Source organism: Haloplanus sp. HW8-1 (assembly GCF_023703795.1).
GTDB lineage: Archaea > Halobacteriota > Halobacteria > Halobacteriales > Haloferacaceae > Haloplanus > Haloplanus pelagicus.
In genome coordinates this window covers 2,960,144-2,975,059 of sequence record NZ_CP098518.1, presented here as the reverse complement: position 1 = coordinate 2,975,059, position 14,916 = coordinate 2,960,144, and the positions used below count along the sequence as shown (strand labels likewise).

The 14,916-nt window shown below is 68.4% G+C and carries 14 protein-coding genes; 6 read left to right on the top strand and 8 right to left on the bottom strand.

The genetic code is table 11. The annotated features are described in order from the left end of the window. Positions 1 to 93: 93 nt before the first annotated feature. On the top strand, positions 94 to 1,008 hold the full coding sequence (gene mdh, locus NBT82_RS15490; protein WP_251329007.1) for a malate dehydrogenase: 915 nt from the start codon (positions 94 to 96) through the stop codon (positions 1,006 to 1,008). A 78-nt stretch (positions 1,009 to 1,086) separates the two neighbouring features. Here the strand turns inward: mdh and NBT82_RS15485 are convergent, their stop codons facing one another. Further along, positions 1,087 to 2,820 carry an excinuclease ABC subunit C gene (locus tag NBT82_RS15485; protein ID WP_251329006.1) on the bottom strand — a complete coding sequence of 578 codons (1,734 nt, stop codon included), beginning with the start codon at positions 2,818 to 2,820 and terminating at the stop codon, positions 1,087 to 1,089. 109 nt (positions 2,821 to 2,929) lie between these two features. On the opposite strand from NBT82_RS15485, the gene NBT82_RS15480 reads away from it, so the two are divergent. The 3 genes from NBT82_RS15480 to NBT82_RS15470 all read left to right on the top strand — a co-directional run bounded on the left by NBT82_RS15480 (position 2,930) and on the right by NBT82_RS15470 (position 6,284). Further along, on the top strand, positions 2,930 to 4,552 hold the full coding sequence (locus NBT82_RS15480) for a methyl-accepting chemotaxis protein (RefSeq protein ID WP_251329005.1): 1,623 nt from the start codon (positions 2,930 to 2,932) through the stop codon (positions 4,550 to 4,552). A 47-nt stretch (positions 4,553 to 4,599) separates the two neighbouring features. Further along, on the top strand, positions 4,600 to 4,872 hold the full coding sequence (locus NBT82_RS15475) for a DUF7967 family protein (protein ID WP_251329004.1): 273 nt from the start codon (positions 4,600 to 4,602) through the stop codon (positions 4,870 to 4,872). A 65-nt stretch (positions 4,873 to 4,937) separates the two neighbouring features. Next, positions 4,938 to 6,284, top strand: coding sequence for a cytochrome P450 (locus NBT82_RS15470; protein WP_251329003.1), 1,347 nt, complete (start codon positions 4,938 to 4,940; stop codon positions 6,282 to 6,284). Here NBT82_RS15470 and NBT82_RS15465 read toward each other — a convergent pair. Then, positions 6,281 to 6,787 (bottom strand): 2'-5' RNA ligase family protein, encoded by a 507-nt coding sequence (locus NBT82_RS15465; RefSeq protein WP_251329002.1) that lies wholly within the window; start codon positions 6,785 to 6,787, stop codon positions 6,281 to 6,283. The genes NBT82_RS15470 and NBT82_RS15465 overlap by 4 nt on opposite strands. Positions 6,788 to 6,794: 7 nt before the next feature. Then, positions 6,795 to 6,983, bottom strand: coding sequence for a DUF7554 family protein (locus tag NBT82_RS15460; protein ID WP_251329001.1), 189 nt, complete (start codon positions 6,981 to 6,983; stop codon positions 6,795 to 6,797). A 380-nt stretch (positions 6,984 to 7,363) separates the two neighbouring features. Here NBT82_RS15460 and NBT82_RS15455 point away from each other — a divergent pair, with 380 nt between their 5' ends. After that, the gene (locus tag NBT82_RS15455) at positions 7,364 to 8,452 is read left to right on the top strand and encodes a sulfite exporter TauE/SafE family protein (protein ID WP_251329000.1); all 1,089 of its coding nucleotides are present in this window, start codon (positions 7,364 to 7,366) and stop codon (positions 8,450 to 8,452) included. Between the two features lie 55 nt (positions 8,453 to 8,507). Here the strand turns inward: NBT82_RS15455 and NBT82_RS15450 are convergent, their stop codons facing one another. The 4 genes from NBT82_RS15450 to NBT82_RS15435 form a co-directional block, all read right to left on the bottom strand. Then, positions 8,508 to 8,669, bottom strand: a complete 162-nt coding sequence (locus tag NBT82_RS15450; RefSeq protein WP_251328999.1) for a hypothetical protein — start codon at positions 8,667 to 8,669, stop codon at positions 8,508 to 8,510. A gap of 83 nt (positions 8,670 to 8,752) precedes the next feature. Continuing rightward, entirely contained in the window at positions 8,753 to 10,810 is a 2,058-nt protein-coding gene (gene uvrB, locus NBT82_RS15445; protein WP_251328998.1) for an excinuclease ABC subunit UvrB, read from the bottom strand. A gap of 160 nt (positions 10,811 to 10,970) precedes the next feature. Further along, on the bottom strand, positions 10,971 to 11,843 hold the full coding sequence (locus NBT82_RS15440) for a fumarylacetoacetate hydrolase family protein (protein WP_251328997.1): 873 nt from the start codon (positions 11,841 to 11,843) through the stop codon (positions 10,971 to 10,973). A gap of 108 nt (positions 11,844 to 11,951) precedes the next feature. Beyond that, positions 11,952 to 13,811, bottom strand: coding sequence for an SLC13 family permease (locus tag NBT82_RS15435; protein WP_251328996.1), 1,860 nt, complete (start codon positions 13,809 to 13,811; stop codon positions 11,952 to 11,954). A gap of 73 nt (positions 13,812 to 13,884) precedes the next feature. On the opposite strand from NBT82_RS15435, the gene NBT82_RS15430 reads away from it, so the two are divergent. Then, positions 13,885 to 14,148, top strand: coding sequence for a DUF7553 family protein (locus NBT82_RS15430; protein WP_251328995.1), 264 nt, complete (start codon positions 13,885 to 13,887; stop codon positions 14,146 to 14,148). Between the two features lie 51 nt (positions 14,149 to 14,199). Here NBT82_RS15430 and NBT82_RS15425 read toward each other — a convergent pair whose 3' ends face one another. After that, the gene (locus tag NBT82_RS15425; RefSeq protein ID WP_251328994.1) at positions 14,200 to 14,817 is read right to left on the bottom strand and encodes a transcription antitermination protein; all 618 of its coding nucleotides are present in this window, start codon (positions 14,815 to 14,817) and stop codon (positions 14,200 to 14,202) included. Positions 14,818 to 14,916: the final 99 nt, after the last annotated feature.

Genomic DNA, 14,916 nt, shown 5'->3' with positions numbered 1-14,916 from the left:
ATCGACGTTCGTCGAACGCCAGTTCGGCGGTCGTGCGGCGAATCCGGGTGTTTCGAAGCGTTTAATCGGAATCCGTCGCCACAGGTACGTGATATGACGAAAGTGAGCATTATCGGTGCGGCGGGAACCGTCGGGGCCGCGGCAGGGTACAACATCGCGCTCCGTGACGTCGTGGACGAACTGGTCTTCGTCGACATTCCGGACATGGAGGCGGAGACGGTGGGACAGGCGGCCGACGCGAACCACGGGGTCGCCTACGACTCGAACACGGTCGTCCGGCAGGGCGACTACGCGGCGACCAAGGGATCGGACGTGGTGGTCATCACGGCGGGTATCCCGCGCAAACCCGGCCAGACCCGGATCGACCTCGCGGGCGACAACGCACCCATCATGGAGGACATCGGCTCGTCGATCGCCGAGTACAACGACGACTTCGTGTCGATCACCACCTCGAACCCGGTCGACCTGTTGAACCGGCATCTCTACGAGACGGGCGACCGGGACCGACACTCGGTGATCGGTTTCGGTGGCCGACTCGACTCGGCGCGCTTTCGCTACGTCCTCTCGGAGCGATTCGACGCGCCGGTGCAGAACGTCGAGGCGACGATCCTGGGCGAACACGGCGACGCGCAGGTCCCCGTCTTCTCGAAGGTCCGGGTCGACGGGCGCGACCCCGACTTCTCGGCCGACGAACGCGAGGAGATCCTCGGCAACCTCCAGGAGTCCGCGATGGACGTCATCGAGCGCAAGGGTGCGACGGAGTGGGGCCCGGCGACGGGTGTCGCCCACATGGTCGAGGCCGTGATCCGGGACACGGGCGAGGTCCTCCCCGGCAGTATCGCCCTCGACGGCGAGTTCGGGTACGAGAATACCGCCTTCGGCGTCCCGGTCAAACTCGGCTCGAACGGCGTCGAGGAGGTCGTCGAGTGGGATCTCGACGACTACGAGGTCGAGTTGATGGACGACGCCGCGGAGAAACTGGCCGAGCAGTACGACGAGATCGCGTAAGCGACCCGAGCGCCACGGTTCCACTCAGTCAGGACCCCCGTCGAGACGGCCACCGCCGCAAAGCGACGAAACCACCGATCACAGCCGTCGCAACGCCTCGGCGGTCTTCTCGCCGACGCCCGTCACGCTCCGGAGGTCCGCGGCCGACGCCGCCCGGACGTTCTCGACGCTCCCGAACCGTCGGAGGAGGCGCCGCCGCGTCTCGGGGCCGACGCCCGGCACCTCGTCGAGCGCCGTCGACACCTCGTCGCGGACGGTTCCGTGATACTGGACCGCGAACCGGTGGGCCTCGTCGCGGACCCGCTGAAGGAGATGCAGGTGAGGAGCGTCGTCGTCCCAGTCACGGACGTCGTCGGGCGTGATTACCCGTTCGTCGGCCTTGGCGAGTGCCACCGCCGGGACCGTCCACCCGGCCTCCGCGAGGGCGTCGCATGCGGCGGCCAGTTGTCCCTCGCCGCCATCGATCAGGAGGAGATCCGGATCGGGACGGTCGTCTTCGCCCGCGACGGCGCGCTCGGCGCGCCAACAGAGGAGTTCGCGTACGTTCGCGTAGTCGTCGTTCCGATCGGTGAGCTTCTTTCGGCGGTAGGCCGACTTCTCCGCACTCCCGTCGACGAAACAGACGTCGCTGCCGACGGCCGCCCGACCACCGGTGTGGCTCACGTCGAAGCCCTCGATGCGCTCGACCCGGCCGTCGAGGCCGAGCGCCTCGGCGAGACGGGCGCCGCCGTCGTCTTGGCCCGGGCGACTCCGGGCGTTCTTCAGCGCGAGGTCGACCAACTTCGCCTCGCGGCCGGCGCCGGGGACCCGCAGCGAGACGCCCTCGGCGTCCAGCCACGCGAGCAGCTCCTCGTCGGCCGGCCGCTCCGAGCAGAGGACGGCGTCGGGGAGGTCCCGGTCGGCGTAGTACTGGGGGATGAAGGCGGCGAGGAGAGCGCCGATCCGGTCCTCGCCCTCGGGGGCGTCGAGGCGGTGTCGAGAGCGATCGACGAGTTGCCCGCGCTCGCTGTGGAGGCGGGCGACCGTCGCGCGGTCACCCTCCACGGCCGCCCCGAGGACGTCGACCGTCCGCTCGTCGCCCGGCGACGCCACCGCCTCGCCGCCAGCCCCGTGGAACGATTCGACGGCCTCCAGTCGGTCCCGAAGGTTGGCGGCGCGCTCGAAGGACTGCTCCTCCGCGGCGGCTGCCATCTCCCGGCGGAGTGGATCGGCCAGCACTCCCGTCTCCCCCTCGAAGAACCGGCGGGCCGCACGCACGTCATCGGCGTACGACGCCGCGTCGATCTCGTCGGTGCATGGCGCGCTACACAGCCCCATCTCGTAGTCGAGACAGGGCCGATCCCGGTCCCGATACTTGTGATCGGAACAGCCCCGGAGCCCGTACACCTCGCGGATCGCCTTCAGGACCGTCTCGACGCGCCCCTTCTCGGTGAACGGGCCGAACACGGTCGCACCCTCCTCGGGGTCCCGCGTCACCTCGATCCGGGGGATCGGGTGGTCGGTGAACTGGACGAGCGGGTACGACTTGTCGTCTTTCAGCCGGACGTTGTACCGCGGCTGGTGGCGTTTGATGAGGTTCGCCTCCAACAGGAGCGCCTGTGTCTCCGTGTCGGTAACGGCCACGTCGATCCGGTCTGCGCGGTCGACCATCCGCCGGATACGATCACTCCGCGGATCGGCGTACGAGCGGACCCGGTCCCGGAGGTCGACCGCCTTGCCGACGTACCGCACGTCGTCGGCCTCGTAGAAGAGATAGACCCCCGGATCACGGGGGAGGTTGGCCGCACGCGCGCGAACCGCACTCGCGTCCATCACCGCCCTCGTAGCGACCACGGACTGATGAGCTTGACGTGTCCGATTCCATTTTCATCGCTGAGAATTGCAGGAAAACGTTAAGAATAGCGGTAGTAAGGCCTCTAGCATGGATCGCACTCCCGACTCGCAAGGATCACAGCCGTCGGTGGCCGGGCCTCGTCCCGAGCGGATTCGAACCGACGGCGGCCGTGCCGAAGCGAACGCCGACGCCGTCACCATCGAATCGACGGAGTCCGAGGAGACGGGAGCTACGGACGGGGCGGACGCGGGGCGTGCCGTGGAACTGAACGTTGACGACGACGTCCTGATCGACGGCGTCGGGATGCCGGTGTTCATCCTCGACGGAAGCGGTGCCATCGCGGCGTGGAACCACAGCATCGAGGAGTTCTCCGGAAACGGGGACGACGTCGCCATCGGCTCGACGAAGCCGAGTACGGTGTTTTACCCCGACGGGCGCGAGCGGGAGATGCTGGCCCAGACCGTCCTGGAGTCGCCCGAATCGGCCGACGAACGCGAGGGAGTAGAACTCGAAGACGAGTCGCTGTCACTGTACGCGACCGACGAGACGGTGACCGACCGGCGGGGCGAGACGCGCCACTTCCGGCACACGTCGATGCCGCTGAACGAGGAGGGTGAGTTCGTGGCCGTCATCCAGGCGATTCGGGATCGGACGAGCGAGGTGAAACGGCAGGAGGCCGTCGCGGACCTCGTCGACGAGATCAGGGGCACCCTCCACGACCTGGCGGACGGGCGTCTAGATTCCAGGGCATCGTTCGACACCGACGACCGCGTGGTCGACGACCGCCTCGCGGAGGTGATCACGGAGTTGAACCGGACGGCCGAGGAGTTCGAGAGCCTCGCCAGCGAGGTCGACGACGAGACGCAGTCGCTGGCCGACGCCATCGACCGGACGGCGACGGCGGCGGTCGACATCGCGGAGAACGTCGAGGACCAGAACGGCTTGCTCCAGGAAGGAGCCGAGGAGATGCAGTCGTTCAGCGCGAGCATCGAGGAGGTCGCGGCGACGACCGACGAGGTCGAATCGGCGGCCGACGAGGCACGGACCGCGGCCAGCGACGGTCTCGACGCGAGCGCGGACGCACGCGAAGCGACCGAGAGCGTCGTGGACGTGAGCGAGGAACTCGTCGAGGACGTGACCGCCCTCGGCGACCGGATGGACGACATCGAGGCGGTCGTCGAGGTCATCTCGGAGGTGGCCGACCGGACGAATCTGCTGGCACTCAACGCCAACATCGAGGCGGCACGGGCGGGCGAGGACGGCGACGGGTTCGCCGTCGTCGCTGAGGAGGTGAAGTCGCTGGCCGAGCAGACACACGACCACACCGAAGAGATCACCGACGACATCCAGACGCTCCAGACACAGACGGACGAGACCGTCGAGGCGGCCACGCGGTCCGTCGACCGCATCGAGGAGGCGAGCCAGCAGATCGACGGCGTACTGGAAACCTTCGAGGAGATCGCGGAGACCATCGACCGACTCGCCGACGGCGTCGCCGAGGTGTCCCGGACGGCCGACGACCAGGCGGCGACCGGCGAGGAACTCACCGCGACCATCGAGACGCTCCGGGACCGGGCAGAGGAGACGGCCGCGGCCGCCGACCGGATCGTGGCCGCAGCCAACGAGGCCGACGAGGTGATCGACGACCTCTCTCGGAGCGTCGACGAACTGCGGGCAAGCGACGGGCAGGTCGCTGCGGACCGCCGGTAGCCCGTACGACCGAGGGTATAATCCCGGTGGCGGCGATTGAGGAGGGTATGAGCGACGACGGAACGACGCGGCTATGGCTCGTCGAGCGAACGTACGACGACAAGGGACTCATCGCGCTGGTGTACGCGACGACGGACGGCGAGTCGGTCCGGCGGATCGAGCGAGCACCGATCGCCGTCGAGCGGTCGGGCGGCGTCACCGCGGCCGTCGACGCCGAGGAGGGCACGCTCACGCCCGTCGAGGAGACGGCGCGGCGCGAGCGATACGCGAGCGAGGCGCGACGGATGGCCGAGAAACACGACCCCGACGCGACCGTCTGAGAGGGGCGCGACCGGGAATCGCCCGGGGCCGTGCGCTTATGCCGATCCCTTCCTAACGGCCGGCGATGCGTCAGCAGTCACGGCCACCCGGTCCCCGTGGAGAGCCCGTCTTCGGTAACAGCAGACAGTACGCCAGGGATCCCTTCGGATTCCTGTCGGCGTGTGAATCGGCTTACGGCGACGTGACCCAGGTGGATCTCGGACCGCTGGAGACGTACATCGCGACGAACCCCGAGGACATCGAGCGGATCCTCGTCGGCGACCACGGGAAATACCGGAAACCGGAGTTCCAGGACGACGCGCTCGGACGCCTCCTCGGCGACGGGTTGCTCCTGAGCGAGGGCGAGCAGTGGCGACGACAGCGCGACCTCGCCAACCCCGCGTTCGACATGTCGCGGATCGCGGGCATCGCCGAGACGATGACCCGACACGCGACCGAGGCGGTCGACTCGTGGTCGGCGGGCGACGAACTCGATCTGGAACTGGAGATGGCGCGGCTGACGGTGAGGATCATCGCCGACGCCATGCTGGGTGTCGATCTGGGCGAGGAACGGGTGCGGACGATCCAGGAGAACCTGGAACCGCTGGGTGCGCGGTTCGAGCCGAATCCCTTCCGGTTCGTGACGCCGGACTGGCTCCCGACCCGCGAGAACCGCGAGTACGAGGCCGCCGTCCAGCGACTGGAAGACGTGGTCGCCGACGTCGTCGCCGAGCGCCGCGGGACCGAGGGGAGCGAGGACGACGCGGATCCGCCGATGGACCTCCTCTCGATCCTCCTCCGGGCGCAGAACCGGGGGGAGCAGACCGACGAACAGTTGCGCGACGAGGTGGTGACGATGCTACTCGCGGGCCACGACACGACGGCCCTGACGCTCACCTACGCGTTCTACCTGCTCTCGGAACACCCGGCGACAGAGCGGCGGGTCCACGAGGAACTCGATTCGGTGCTCGACGGCCCGCCGACGTTCGCCGACACGCGCGAGTTGGCGTCCCTGAACCGGGTGCTACAGGAGACGATGCGGCTGTACCCCCCCGTCTACGTCATGTTTCGGGAACCCGTCATCGACGTGAAACTCGGGGGCTACCGGGTGCCCGAGGGGTCGGCGATCATGCTGCCACAGTGGGCGGTCCACCGCTCCCCGCGGTGGTGGACCGACCCCGGGCGGTTCGACCCGGAGCGGTGGTCGCGGGAGCGGCGGGCCGACCGCCCCCGGTTCGCCCACTTCCCCTTCGGGGGCGGGCCGCGTCACTGCATCGGCAAGCAGTTCTCGCTGCTCGAGGCGAAACTCATCCTCGCGGTCGTCGGCCGGGAGTACAGCCTGTCGTACGCCCGCGAGGAACCGTTCGATCTCCGGGGATCGCTGACGATGCATCCCGAGGACGGCATGCCGATGCGCGTGCGGACGCGCTAGCGGGGTACGGGGACGTTCCACGCCGTCTCGCGCCGGGCGCGACTCCAGAGGTGGAGTTCCGACACCGTCCACGTGATCGGGTCGACGGGCGTCGCAAGCAGGCGGTCGACCGCGTCGGCGGGACCGTCGCGTGCGAGGGTGACGTGGGGAACGTACGCCGGGCCTTCGAGTTCGTCGTCGACGGCGCCGAACGCCTCGACCAGTCGCGCGTGCAGGTCGCGGAGCCCGGGGCTCTCGACGGCGAGGTAGACGACCGGCCCCGGACCGTGGGTCGGCGTCTCGAAGGCGTCGATCCCCGTCACCCGAGCCTCGAAGGCGGGCGTCGGCGAGAGCGCGGAGCGGAGGCGCTCCCGGAGGTGATGGAGGTCGGCCTCGTCGGCCTCGAACCGTTTGCAGACGATGGCGTGGCGGTCACGGACGCGGTCGAACCCGGTCAGTTTCGGGTGGAGATCCGCCGCGAGGCGTTCGACGGCACCGGACACGGGGACGTTGAGGCTGTACACGTCGACCTCAGATTCGGTCGAGAAGCCAGAGAACGATCAGGACGACGACGAGGAGGCCGAGGACGTTCGGGAGGAAGCCGAGTAGGCCGAAGAAGATGTCGAACACCTCGCCGACGATTTCGAGGGCGAGCCAGACCACGACCAGGAGGAGGACCAGTTTCAGTAGGTCCTCGACGTCGAGCGAGGCGCGATGCATACGTGCCGATGAGCGTGGCGCGGGCAAAAAGATGGTGGCGGGTCCCCCGTCAGTGTCGGGGGATCGGCGACTCCCGGCGGTCGAGGGCGACGGGCCGCGTGGGCTCCGTACACACGGTGATGGCGAATCTCAAGGTTTTTTACACCGACTGCGCTACGACCGGGCCGACAATGAGTCGTGACGCGGTCGACGGCGTGTTGGACATCGACACGATCGGTTCGTTCGGTGATAGGGGGCCCGCCGGATGGGGATGACCCGTCGCTTGGCGGTGGCCGTGCCACGGTGTGACCGTGCGAACGAACCCCGTTTCCACGTCGTATCGTCGCATCGTCCCCCGCGGACGGCGGCGACGGCCACCGACCACTGACACCGACGGACCAATGAGTACCTCGTCATCCAGCCGCGTACAGAAGTGGCTCCTGAAGTACCAGCACTTCTTCGTCTTCGCGGCGCCGGTCATCTTCATCGTCGGCGTGTTCTTCGCGGCGCCCGCGCCGAACGACGCGGGAGGCGACTACTGGCTCGAGTTCTGGTGGCTCTGTCCCGCCTTCCTGCTCGGGGCGACCATCGTGAACACCGTCGGCATCAGCGGGTCCGCACTGTTCGTCCCCTTCCTGATCTTCGTCTTCCCGCTTTTCGCCCAGCCGCTCGAACCCGAGACGCTCGTGAAAGTCGGACTGATCAGCGAGGCCTTCGGCCTGTCGAGTTCGTCGGTGGCGTTCGTCCAGTACGGCCTCGTCGACCGACGGCTGGCGCTGTCCCTCGTCGGCGGGTCGATCCCGTTCGTCGTCGGCGGGGCGCTGCTCTCCTTTGTCATCCCCGAACCCGTCTTTCACGCTCTGCTCGGACTCGCCTTGCTCGCGGCCGCGTATCTGCTGTTCAGGACCAACCTCGATCACGGCGAGGGCGACGGGAGCGGCGACGGCGCCGCCGCCGACGGCGGGACGGCGGCGACCGGGACGGACCTCCCCGACGACAGCAACAAACTCGGGCCGGCAGGGGTCGAGACGGCCGAGGACGGCACCGTGACGCGGGTCGACCGCGACGGTGACGACTACACGTACACCCGGGGAGGCTACCTGCGCCGAGCCGCGAACTACAGCATCGGCGGCACCTTCCAGGGACTCGCGGGGTTCGGCATCGGCGAACTGGGCATCATCTCGATGCTCGGGACGAAGGTGCCGGTGCGGGTGGCCATCGGGACGAACCACATCGTCGTCGCGCTGACGGCCATCCTCGCGTCGCTGGTCCACGTGTTCGGCGGCGGAATCGTCGGCGGCCACTCGCTCTCGCTCGCCTCGACGCCCTGGAACATGGTCGTGTTCACCGTCCCCGCGACGGTGACGGGCGGACAGGTCGCTCCCTACGTGTCGAACGCGCTCAGCACCCGGACGATCAAGCGGTTCGTCGCGATGCTCTTTGGCGTCATCGCGACGGCGCTGTTCCTGATGGCGGCGGGACTGGGCTGAGCGGACATCGGGGCGGCTGCGACGAACGTGAGAGGGCGCTGGGCGCGGGGGTGCGTTACTGCTTCGGATCGAGCGCTTCGACCTGCATGTCGACGTAGCGCCGCGGCCACTCGGCGAGATGCGATTCGAGACGGCCGAGGAGGCGCTTGGGCGCCGGGCCTTCGGGGGTCGAGCGACCCTCCCCGCGAAGGCGCGTCGGATCGGATTCGTGACTCATCCGTAACGGTTCTACATTCCGCCCCTCGGTACATAAACATTGGTGACGGTTGGCACGGCGAGGGACTGGACGAACGCTGAGGATCAGAAGTCGGCGTCGACCTCGGGGGCGACCCCGTCGTCGGCGTCGTCGAACTCGAACTCGGCGCGGAGTTCGCGGATGCGGTCGCGGATGTCCGCGGCGAGTTCGAACTCCAGGTTGTCGGCGGCGGCCGCCATCCGGTCTTCGAGCGCCTCGATCCGGGCGCGTGCCTCGTCCTCGCTCTCCGGCGCGTCGCCGGTGACGCCCGAGGTGTCCGTCTCGCTCCCCGGCAGGTTGGTCTCGCCGACCGCCTTCTCGATGGTCGTCGGTTCGTGGCCGTGCTCCTCGTTGAACTCGCGCTGGATCCGGCGGCGACGGCGCGTCTCGTCGATGGCCGCCTGCATCGAATCGGTCACCTCGTCGGCGTAGAGCACCACCTCGCCGTTGACGTTCCGGGCCGCCCGCCCCATCGTCTGGACGAGCGTCGTCTCCGAGCGGAGGAAGCCCTCCTGATCGGCGTCGAGGATGGCGACGAGCGACACCTCGGGGATGTCCAGCCCCTCCCGGAGGAGGTTGATGCCGACGAGCACGTCGAACTCCCCGAGGCGCAACCCCCGGATGAGTTCGTGGCGCTCCAACGTGTCCGTCTCGTCGTGCATGTACTCCACCGCCACCCCGGCCTCCGAGAGATACTCGGTGAGGTCCTCGGCCATGCGCTTGGTGAGGGTGGTGACGAGGACGCGCTCGTCCCGTTCGATCCGCCCGTCGATCCGATCCATGAGGTCCTCGATCTGTCCCGTGGCCTCGGCCACCTCGATCGCGGGGTCGACGAGGTAGGTCGGGCGGACGATCTGTTCGACCACCTGCTCCGAGTGCTCGCGTTCGTAGTCGCCCGGCGTCGCCGAGACGTACAGCGTCCGGTCGGTCTTCGCGCGGAACTCCTCGAAGGTGAGCGGGCGGTTGTCGTAGGCCGTCGGGAGGCGGAACCCGTTCTCGACCAGCGAGTCCTTGCGTGACTTGTCGCCCTCGTACTGCCCTTTGATCTGGGGGAGCGTCTGGTGGGACTCGTCGATCACGGTGAGGAAGTCGTCCGGGAAGTAATCGAGCAGGGTGTAGGGTGCCTCGCCGGACTCGCGGTCCGAGAGGTGGACGGAGTAGTTCTCGATACCGGAGCAGTAGCCAGTCTCCCGCAGCATCTCGATGTCGAAGGTGGTGCGCTCCTCGATCCGCTGGGCGGCGACGAGGTCGCCTTGGCGCTCGAAGTAGGCGACCCGATCCGCCATCAGGGCCTCGATCTCGTCGATGGCGTTTTCGAGACGCTCCTCCGGGATCGAGTAGTGTTCCGCCGGGTGGATCAGAGCGGCCGGTTCCCGGCTCTTGACCTCGCCTTCCAGCGGATCGAGTTTCGTCAGGCGGTCGATCTCGTCGCCCCAGAACTCCACGCGGACGGCGTAGCGGCCGTACATCGGGAACACCTCGACGGTGTCACCCCGGACCCGGAAGGTGCCCTGGGTGAAGTCCACGTCGTTGCGGTCGTAGTTGAGGTCGACGAGGCGAGCGAGCAGTTCGTCGCGGTCGATCTCCTGGCCCGTCTCCAGGCGCATGGCCATGTCGACGTAGTTCGCGGGGTCGCCGAGGCCGTAGATGGCCGAGACGGAGGCGACGACGATCACGTCCTCGCGGGTCAACAGCGAGCGGGTGGCCGAGTGGCGCAGGCGGTCGATCTCGTCGTTGATCGAGGCGTCCTTGTCGATGAACGTGTCCGTCTGCTCGACGTACGCCTCGGGCTGGTAGTAGTCGTAGTAGGATACAAAATATTCGACCGCGTTGTTGGGAAACAGGGTCCGGAACTCCTCGTAGAGCTGTGCGGCCAGCGTCTTGTTGTGGGCGATCACCAGCGTCGGTTGCTGGAGTTCTTCGACGACCCAGGAGACGGTGTTCGTTTTGCCCGACCCCGTTACGCCAAGAAGCGTCTGTTGTGCCATACCCGACCGAAAGCCATCGACCAACTGCGCTATCGCATCGGGTTGGTCGCCCGCCGGCTCGAAGGGTGCGTCGACCTCGAAGTCCTTCTCCGCGTCCGGTCTGTCCGGCGAAAGGGGGCCACCTGATTCGCTCACGGTAGCTCCGGGTAGGATCCTGGATCACTTTACGGGTTCGCTTGGGGAGTGGGGAAAACGAACCGACGGAACGGATCGGAGGTGTATCGGTCACGCTGACTCGACCGTACTCCGGCAGCGCGTGCGATCGAGGTCTTCGTGGTACCCCGACGGGCCCCTTTCAGACGTCGACGACGTCGTTGCGCAGCGTCCCGATCCGGTCGATTTCGATCCGGATCTCGTCGCCGGTTTTCAGGGTAAACTCGTCTTCGGGCACCAGCGACGTCCCGGTGAGGAGGACACAGAGGTCCGGCACGGTGTTGTGTCGATACAGGTACGACACCAGTTCGTCGGGGCGACGGACCATCTCGGCGGTCGTCGTCTCGTCGTCGAACACGACCGACCCGTTCCGTCGGATGACCATGCGCATGTCCAGATCCGTCGGGTCCGGCACCGAATCCGCGGAGGCGACACACGGGCCGAGCGAACAGCACCGGTCGTACACCTTCGCCTGTGGGAGATACAACGGGTTCTCCCCCTCGATGGTTCGGCTACTCATGTCGTTACCGATCGTGTAGCCGACCACGTCGCCCCGGTACAGCACCAGCCCGAGTTCCGGTTCGGGGACGTTCCACGCCGAATCCCCACGAACGCCCACCGGCTCGTCGGGGCCGACGGTGCGAGACGGCGTGGCCTTGAAGAACAACTCCGGTCGCTCGGCATCGTAGACGTCGAGATAGAGGTCGGGCATACTGCTTTCCGACTCGCGCGCTTCCTCGCTGATCCGGTAGGTCACGCCGGCGGCCCACACCTCCGGGGGCACCACGGGCTGTCCCCTGTCGGTGGCAAGGCGGTCGAGCGAGACGGAGTCGGCCTCGTCGACGTGGCGTTCGGCGAGGGTGTCCGCGGATAGCTCGGCGGCCGACGCCGTCCGAAGGAGGTCCCGATACGTCTCGAGTTCGGGGGCGACACTCGTCAGGTCGTACGCGGTATCGCCGTCACGGACGGCGAGGTGGCTGGTGCCTCCGGCTCCCGTGTACCGATAGTATCGCATACAACTGTCAGGCTGCCGGGACGCAATAAAATCTTCACCGGCCGAACACCGCACTCGAACGCTGCTTATAGCTTCCCGTCGGCGACGCGACGACGTAGGTCGCTCGGCCTACAACCCCCAGAGGACGGTCAGCCCGGTCGTCGTCACGGCGGCCACGAGCACCTGCAGCGGGCCGCCGACCCGGAGGTAGTCGGTAAAGCGGTAGCCGCCGGGGCCGTAGACCATCAGGTTCGTCTGGTAGCCGACGGGCGTCAGGAACGCCGTCGACCCCGCGAACATCACGGCGAGGAGGAAAGTGAGGGGGGTGGCGCCGAGGCGGGCGGCGACTTCGACGGCGACGGGAACCATCAACGCGACGGTGGCGACGGGCGTGATGAGGTTCGCGAGTAGGGCGGTCACGACGTAGACGAGCGCGAGAACGCCGACGAGCGGGAGGACGGCGTCGCTCGCGACCAGGACCCCTGCCAACAGGGCGTCGCCACCGGTGCGCTGCATCGCGAGGCCGAGGGGGAGGACGCCCGCGAGCAGGAAGACGACGTTCCAACTGACGGCGTCGTAGGCGTCCGCCGGGCGGAGACAGCCGGTGACCACCATCGCCACGACGCCGCCGAGTGCGGCGATGACGATTGGGAGCCAGCCGAGTGCTGCCACGGCGACGACGGTGAGCAGGATGGTGACGGCGACCGGCGCGCGGGAATCGAGGGGAGCGCCCGGCTCCTCGGCGCGGACCGTCCCGTCGAGATCCGCCGGATCTTCGGGCTCGTGGGTGACGATCACCTCGTCCCGGTCGGCGAGGTAGGCGATGGCGCCGGCCGTCGTCTGGAGGAGGAGCGTGTCGCCGCCCCGGAGTTCGACGTCGTCGAGGTCCGCCCGTGTCACCTCGTCGCCGCGACGGACGGCGAGCACCGTCGTGTCGAACCGTTCGTCGAGGGCCGACGCTCCGAGTCGCGTCCCGACGAACCGTGACTCGCCGGGGATCATCACTTCGACGAGCGTGCCCCGGTGGGGCGTCTCCGAAAGGTCGTCCTCGGTGACCTCGTCGCGGTGACGGTGACGCAGTCCGTACTCGCCGGCGACGCGGTTGGCGGTCTGGAGCGACGTACGGACGGTGAGCAGGTCCCCGGCCAGGAGGGGTCGGTCGCTCGTCCGTGCCAGGAACGACTCGCCGTCGCGTTCCACCTGTAACACGTCCAGGTCGTGGCCGTCGGCCGCGAGTCGATCGTCGGCCGCGTCGGGAGTGGCCCCGATCAGCGGCGACGACTCCCGGACGACGAGGCGAACGAGGTGGTTCTCCAGATCGAACGTCTCGGTGAGATCCGCGGCGGGATCGATGCGAGCGGGCGTGAGCCACCGGCCGACCGTGAGCAGGTACGCCGCGCCCACGAGGAAGACGACGACGCCGAGTTTGGTGAACTCGAACATCGAGAGCGGGTGGCCGAGGAGTTGTCGGGAGAGGTCACTCGCGAGGATGTTCGTCGCCGTGCCGACGAGCGTCAGCGTCCCACCGAGCATGGCCGCATACGAGAGCGGGAGGAGGAGCTTCGACGGGGAGAGGCCGTATCGGTCGGCGAGATCCGTGATCATCGGGATGAACACCGCGACGATGGGCGTGTTGTTGACGACGCCGGCGGCGAGTCCCGTCGTCCCCACCGTCGCGCCGAGGAGGCGGCGCTCGTCCCCTCCGGTGAGTCGGCCCAGCGTGGCGCCGAGGCGGCCGACGAGTCCCGTCCGCTGGATACCCTCGCTCAGCATGTACATCGCGACGACGGTGAGTGTCGCGGGGCTGGCAAAGCCCGAGAGCGCCTCGGCCGGGGTGATCAGGGTCCACGGCTCCAAGACCGCGAGCGCGACCAGGACCGCGAGCGCGGTGGTGTCGTTGGGGATGCGCTCGGTCACGAAAAGGAAGAGCGCGGCGAGGATGAGGCCGAACACGAGGAGCGTACCGGTCGGCGGCGGCGACGGAACCATCGAACACCCATGGGCGGGGAGCGGGGAAATAGATGGGGACAGGAACTTGTCCCCCCGGGTCGTAGCTCCGCCCATGGCGCAATCAGGACTCCAGCGAGCGAGCCACGAACTGGACGCTGCGGCGGAACTGGCCTCGGGCGACGAACGCGACCGGCTCGAACGACAGGCCGAACAGCTCGCGAAACTGGCGGAGATCGGTACGGACCACGGCCGTCTCGCCCGTCACGAGAACGCGCTCCGGGAGATCACGGCGGCGACCGACGCCGACGTCGGCGAACGCATCGAGGCGGCGATGGACGCGATCAGCGAGTACCGAGAGACCCTCGACGGGGTGTAACCGGCCGGGTGGGAACCGTTCACGAACCCCCTCGCTTCGGGTGGAGATCGATCAGCAGACGTTCTTCGGTTTGATCCCCATCGACTCCAGGGTCTCGACGTAGTCCTCGTAGGTGGCCTCGACGACGGCCGCCGCGGCGCTCCGGGCGCGGTCCCAGTCGTCCTCGCCCGTGCAGTGGGCATCGAGGGCCTCGACGATCCGGTCGCGGTCGTCGTCGGCCGCATCCCGGAGGTCACGGAAGGTACCGGCCGTCGACGGGTCGGCGTCGCCGACGAAGAACCCGACCATCTGCCCCACGGTCCGGTCGAGGACGAGCGCGTGACCGAGCGCCCCACCGAGGCGGGCGACGGTGTCGTCGAGGTCCGCGAGCGCCCCGTAGGTCCGGCGCTCCCCGGGATCGGGGGCGGGGTCGGCGGCGACGGTCTCGCGCCGGTCGTTCGCCGTCTCGGCGAGGGCCGCGAACGGCGCCGCGGCCTCTCCCTCGGCGTCGGTCGCCCACACCTCGAACCGGTCGGCTGCGGCCGCGGCGTCGGTTGCCGCGGCGGCGCGAACCGTGTCGGCGGTCATCTCGCCGTCCGTCAGCGCGTACAGCCACTTCGACGAGCCGAGTCGGGACAGCTCCGTCTCCATGTCGTCGGTCAGGGTGTCCACGAGCGTCGTTCCGTCCATGGCCCGCGGTACGAGAGGCCCGCGTTTGTATGCATCGCCAGCGATCCGGCGCCGCCGGCGTCCCCGGGGGGACGGGCGTTCGGACGCGACGGCGGCGGC

What these genes read in the sequence shown, in the direction of transcription:
- mdh (WP_251329007.1), top strand. Translation starts at nt 94, where the DNA reads ATGACGAAAGTGAGCATTATCGGTGCGGCGGGAACCGTCGGGGCCGCG.
- NBT82_RS15485 (WP_251329006.1), bottom strand. Translation starts at nt 2,820, where the DNA reads ATGGACGCGAGTGCGGTTCGCGCGCGTGCGGCCAACCTCCCCCGTGAT.
- NBT82_RS15480 (WP_251329005.1), top strand. Translation starts at nt 2,930, where the DNA reads ATGGATCGCACTCCCGACTCGCAAGGATCACAGCCGTCGGTGGCCGGG.
- NBT82_RS15475 (WP_251329004.1), top strand. Translation starts at nt 4,600, where the DNA reads ATGAGCGACGACGGAACGACGCGGCTATGGCTCGTCGAGCGAACGTAC.
- NBT82_RS15470 (WP_251329003.1), top strand. Translation starts at nt 4,938, where the DNA reads ATGCGTCAGCAGTCACGGCCACCCGGTCCCCGTGGAGAGCCCGTCTTC.
- NBT82_RS15460 (WP_251329001.1), bottom strand. Translation starts at nt 6,983, where the DNA reads ATGCATCGCGCCTCGCTCGACGTCGAGGACCTACTGAAACTGGTCCTC.
- NBT82_RS15455 (WP_251329000.1), top strand. Translation starts at nt 7,364, where the DNA reads ATGAGTACCTCGTCATCCAGCCGCGTACAGAAGTGGCTCCTGAAGTAC.
- NBT82_RS15450 (WP_251328999.1), bottom strand. Translation starts at nt 8,669, where the DNA reads ATGAGTCACGAATCCGATCCGACGCGCCTTCGCGGGGAGGGTCGCTCG.
- NBT82_RS15440 (WP_251328997.1), bottom strand. Translation starts at nt 11,843, where the DNA reads ATGCGATACTATCGGTACACGGGAGCCGGAGGCACCAGCCACCTCGCC.
- NBT82_RS15435 (WP_251328996.1), bottom strand. Translation starts at nt 13,811, where the DNA reads ATGGTTCCGTCGCCGCCGCCGACCGGTACGCTCCTCGTGTTCGGCCTC.
- NBT82_RS15430 (WP_251328995.1), top strand. Translation starts at nt 13,885, where the DNA reads ATGGCGCAATCAGGACTCCAGCGAGCGAGCCACGAACTGGACGCTGCG.
- NBT82_RS15425 (WP_251328994.1), bottom strand. Translation starts at nt 14,817, where the DNA reads ATGGACGGAACGACGCTCGTGGACACCCTGACCGACGACATGGAGACG.